This is a genomic window from Yinghuangia seranimata (genome assembly GCF_029953285.1).
GTDB lineage: Bacteria > Actinomycetota > Actinomycetes > Streptomycetales > Streptomycetaceae > Yinghuangia > Yinghuangia seranimata.
Genome location: NZ_JASAOI010000104.1, coordinates 1 through 4,786 on the forward strand (window position 1 = coordinate 1; position 4,786 = coordinate 4,786).

A 4,786-nucleotide genomic window follows, 5' to 3' on the forward strand; every position below is an offset into this window, starting at 1 on the left:
AGCCACCCGTCGCTGGCAACAGCGGTGCCAGCACGTCCCATTCGGCCTGCGTCAGATCACCACGACCCACGACCAGCACAACGATCGACCGGGACGACAGTCACAAGATCCTCAAAACGCTGCCTAGCTGTCGGCCGACTCCGCGGCGAGGGCCTGGAGCTTGAGGACCGTGTTCCAGTTGCGTCCCGTGCCCAGCACCTTGAGCTTGCGGTCGACGGCGGTCGGGAGTTTGGCGTCGCGCATGCCGTCGGGGAAGTTGTAGTAGATCTCCCGTGCGGCCAGGGCGAGTTCCTCGGGCGGGAAGGCCGCGACGTCGAGGTCGGCGAGGCGTTCGGCGTAGAACGGGCGGGCGTAGAAGTTCACGAGGAACTTCGCCCCGTCCGGGACCTCGAACGGGTTCGCTGCGATGACGTCGTCGAGTTCGGCGGCGGTGCGTACGACGACGTGGATGGCCTTGCCGTACGCCTTCTCCAGCGCCGCCTCCACCTCCGCGGCGACGCCGTCCGGGCCCTTGGCGGTGTCGGCGGTGAAGACCGCGTTGCCGCTCTGCAGCAGGGTCTTGGCGTCCGCGTAACCCAAGTCGGCCAGCATGGCGCGGAGTTCGGCCATCGGGACCTTGTTCTTGCCGCCGACGTTGATGCCGCGCAGGAGGGCGATGTACCGGGTTCCGGCCATGGCGGCGGGCTCCTTCGGTCCGGGGGGGCGGTGGAAGTGGCGGTGGCGCGGCGCGGGGCCGTGCGGGCGCGGTCGGAGTACTGGCGGTCAGCTCGCGGCGGGCAGGGCGACCGGGCGGGGCTGGAGCAGCGCGTCCACCAGCGGGGCGGACGGGTCGATCGTGAGGTCGAGTGAGGCCGGCGGGCGCCCGGCGCGGATCAGCAGGTCGCCGACAGCCGCGGTCATCGCCCCGTTGTCGGTGCACAGGCGCAGCGGCGGGACGCGCAGCGTGATGCCCGCGGCGGCGCAGCGCTCCTCGGCCAGCGCCCGCACCCGCGAGTTCGCGGCGACGCCGCCGACCACGACGAGGGTGTCGACGCCGCGCGCCCGGCAGGCCGCGACGGCCTTGCGGGTCAGGACGTCCGCGATGGCTTCCTGCAGCGACGCGGCGGCGTCCGCGACCACCGGCTCGCGGCCGGCGCGGCGCTCGGTCTCGGCCCAGCGGGCGGCCGCGGTCTTCAGGCCGGAGAAGGAGAAGCCGAACGGGTCGTCGCGCGGCCCCGTCATCGGACGCGGGAACGACACGGCGGCCGGGTCGCCGCCACGTGCCGCGCGGTCGACGTTCGGGCCGCCGGGGTAGGGCAGGCCGAGCACGCGGGCGGCCTTGTCGAAGCACTCCCCCGCCGCGTCGTCGACGGTGTCGCCCAGGTGCTCGATCGGATCGGTCGCCAGGTCGCGCACGTAGAGGAGCGAGGTGTGGCCGCCGGAGACGATCAGCACGACGCACGGGTTAGGCAGCGGCTCGCCGTCCAGGGTCGCGGCGGCCACGTGGCCGGCCAGGTGGTGGACGCCGTACAGCGGCACGTCGAGCGCGACCGCGTACGCCTTGGCCGCGGCGACACCCACCTGGAGCGCCGTGGCCAGGCCGGGCCCCGCGGTGACGGCGACCGCACCGACGTCGGCGAGGGTCAGGCCAGCGTCGGCCAGCGCCGCCCGCACGACCGGGGTGACCGAGTGCAGGTGGGCGCGGGCCGCGATCTCGGGGACCACGCCGCCGAACCTGGCGTGCTCGTCCATGCTCGAGGCCACCGCCTGGCCGAGCACGACACCGTCGCGGACCAGGCCCACCCCGGTCTCGTCGCACGACGTCTCGATCCCCAGGACCACCGGACCCACCGCGGCACCACGCTTTCGCTTCGTCTCGCTGCGTGCTCCCGCAGCCGTTCTCACCGGCCCCGATGGTAGTCGCGCGGCGTCGACGACCTCGAACGCCGCGCCCCGGCCGTCGGCGGCTCTGTGACCTGCGCCACACTTGCGGGCGCCCACTGAACCTTCGGGTGCCGCACGGTCTGTTCTGACTGTGGCGAGCAAAGGGGGACTCACGGTGGCGGCAGTCCCGACACCCGTCGACACCGACTTCGCGGGCTACGTGACCAGACGCTGGCCGGTCGTCGTCCGCACCGCGTATCTGCTGTGCGGCGACCGGGCGGCCGCGGAGGACCTGGCGCAGGGCGCGTTCGTCGCGCTGCACCGGCACTGGGCACGGGTCAGTGCGGAAGGGGCGCCGGACGCGTACGTGCACCGGGCCGTCGTCAACGCGACGATCCGGCACGCACGCAAGCAGCGCAAGGAGGGCGTCGTCCGGGGCCGGCCCGACGACGGCCCCGAGCCGGACGCCACGCTCGACCGGCCGGTCGACGACGCGGGTTTCGCGCGCGTCGAACAGCTCGACGAACTGCGGCGGGCGCTGGACGAGTTGCCGCCCCGCATGCGCGCCGTCCTGGTGCTGCGGTTCTTCGGGCAGCTCACCGAGGCCGAGACCGCCCACGCGCTCGACTGCGCGGTCGGGACCGTCAAGAGCCACACCGCGCAGGGCCTGCGGCGCCTGCGCGGTCTCCTGGGCGGAACGCCGCAGCCGACGGACGCGGAGCTGTGATGAGCGGGAACGGGATCGGGAACGGGCAGGGCAACGGGTTCGGAACCGGGGACGGGTTCGCGGACGGCGAAGGGTTCGAGGACGGTTTCGACGACGGCGGCGGGTTCCGGTGGGGGGACGGGGGCAAGCGGGCGCGTGGGCGTGGGCGCGGCCTGGGGCGTGGACGGCGGCACGAGGCCGGGAACATGCACGAGTCCCGGTCCGACCCGCGGCTCGACGGGCGGCTCGAGTCGGGCGATGGCGGCCACGGCGGCAGTCACGGCGGCTGGGACTGGGTCGACCTGGCACCCGCCGCCGACCCGGAACGGGACAGCGCGGACGGCGTACTGCTCGCGGCGCTGCTCACCGAGGAGGCCGAGCGGGGGCGGTTCGGGGACGCGCCCGTGGCCGCGATCCTCGACGCGAGCACCGTACGCGCGCGGCGGAACCGCGGCATCGTGCTGGCCGCTGCCGCGAGCGTGGTCGTGGCCACGCTGGTGGCGGGCGGCCTCGCCGCGACGGGGGGCGGGGCGGACCACCGTCCGGCCACGCCACCGTACAGCGGGCCCGCGTCGCTCCCGGGCCCGATCACGACCGGCGGCTTCCCGGCGAAGCCGGCCGACCCGCCCGCCGTCGTCGAGGCCGCGATGCGCTGGCAGACCCGCGGATCGCTGCGCTCCGACGAGGCGTTCCTCGACGGTGCGCGGAACCGGCTGCTTGAAAACAGCTACCTCACCAGGGAGGCCGCGGAGGTCAACGGCACGCCGGTGCCACTGACCGCCAACGTCTGGTTCGCGGGCGACACACCCGCCGGGCGGATCGTGATCGGCCTCGTCGCCGCGCCGCAGGGCTACGGTGACGGCCGCTACGAAGTGGTCGTTCTCGGCGGCCGGTCCGGCGCACTGGCCGGCGCACTCGACCCGATCGGGGCAGCCGGCAGCCGGGTGAGCGTGAACGCGACCGTGAGCCGGCTCGTCGAGACCGACGGGCACTGGTGGGCGGTGGCGCTGGCACCCCCCGGCAAGGCGGACAGCGCGAGGGTCTCGTGGCGGCCGGAGTACTCGGCTCAGGGCCGAGCGCCGCGTGTCTGGCAGGAGGTTCCGGTCGAGGACGGCTTCCTGGCGGCAGCCGCACCGTTGAGCGAACGGCCCGGCACCGCAAGGCTCATCGTCACGGGCAAGGACGGCCTCCTCTCGGACGAACGCGTGGACGACCAGTGGTACGTGCTCGGCGGGATCGACACGTCGTCCGATGACGCCGTCTTCGCCCGGATGAGCACCCCTGCCGGCATCGCCGCGTTGCTCGCGCCGTCGGTCGGTGTGCCGGCCGAGCAACTGCGTGTGGAGGTGGTCGCCACCGACCACTTCAGCGAGCGTGACGCCGGGGCCCACGTGACGCACGCGGCGCTGGCCGTCATCCATCTCCCGAACGAAGCGGTGTTGCTCTTCTGCGGGATGTTCGGCACGGCCAACAACGAGATGGCCGAACTGCGCACACTCACGGGAGCCCCGCCCGCCGCACAGGCCGCCGACGCAAAGAACCGGGCATGGGTGTGGCACGACGCCGGCGAAACCGTGCTGGTGGCGCCAGGGCAGGCGGGACGCGAACTGCGTGTGGTGCAAGACGGCCAGACGTACAACTGGGGCACGTTCAGCGCGGGCGGGTTCGCGGTCGCGGCCATGGCGGGCACGACGGTGCCGGCGGGCTCGCGAGTGGAGACCCGGCAGCCGGACGGCACGTGGCAGCCGATGGCGGTGGTGACAGGACAGGCGATGGACGACCCGTTCGACCTGACGCCGTAAGGGATGCGCGCTGCCGCGACGGGGGTTGGCCCGTTCCGTCGCAGCGGCGCGCCTTTGCGCTGACGAGCCGGCGCCATCCGCGTTGCCGGCCTCGCACGTTGCGGCATGGAGACCGACGACCATGCACCGTCCCGGACCTGTCTGACGGCGGCGGCCATCTCCCCCTCCCGATTGTGGATTGTCCGCGCGGCCGGTCGCCTGTCAAGGCGCGGTGGATCAGTCATCGACAGGTGGCCTGTCCCGGGGTGCTGGGGGCGCCTTGACAGCCGCCCGGCCGCGCTTAAAACGGCGGCAACTATCGGGAGGGGGAGGCGGTGTGGAGGCGCATCGGGTGCGTTGCGTTGCCGGGCTGCGGTCCCGGCGTGGGGCGGGCGGCCACCTTTGACGACCGGTGACCGGCCCCTACGGACCTCCT

The 4,786-nt window shown here is 73.8% G+C and carries 4 protein-coding genes; 2 read left to right on the top strand and 2 right to left on the bottom strand.

Features of this window, described 5'->3' with window-relative positions:
- Positions 1–123 precede the first annotated feature (123 nt).
- Together QI554_RS43245 and tsaD are read right to left on the bottom strand one after the other, a co-directional pair.
- Positions 124–675 (bottom strand): DUF1697 domain-containing protein, encoded by a 552-nt coding sequence (locus QI554_RS43245; RefSeq protein WP_281478958.1) that lies wholly within the window; start codon positions 673–675, stop codon positions 124–126.
- Positions 676–762: 87 nt separating this feature from the next.
- On the bottom strand, positions 763–1,821 hold the full coding sequence (gene tsaD / locus QI554_RS43250) for a tRNA (adenosine(37)-N6)-threonylcarbamoyltransferase complex transferase subunit TsaD (RefSeq protein ID WP_281478964.1): 1,059 nt from the start codon (positions 1,819–1,821) through the stop codon (positions 763–765).
- Positions 1,822–2,038: 217 nt separating this feature from the next.
- Between tsaD and QI554_RS43255 the strand changes: the two genes are divergently transcribed.
- Together QI554_RS43255 and QI554_RS43260 are read left to right on the top strand one after the other, a co-directional pair.
- Positions 2,039–2,590 carry a SigE family RNA polymerase sigma factor gene (locus QI554_RS43255; RefSeq protein ID WP_281478960.1) on the top strand — a complete coding sequence of 184 codons (552 nt, stop codon included), beginning with the start codon at positions 2,039–2,041 and terminating at the stop codon, positions 2,588–2,590.
- Positions 2,590–4,371 (top strand): hypothetical protein, encoded by a 1,782-nt coding sequence (locus QI554_RS43260; protein ID WP_281478962.1) that lies wholly within the window; start codon positions 2,590–2,592, stop codon positions 4,369–4,371. The genes QI554_RS43255 and QI554_RS43260 overlap by 1 nt, the downstream gene beginning before the upstream one ends.
- Positions 4,372–4,786 lie beyond the last annotated feature (415 nt).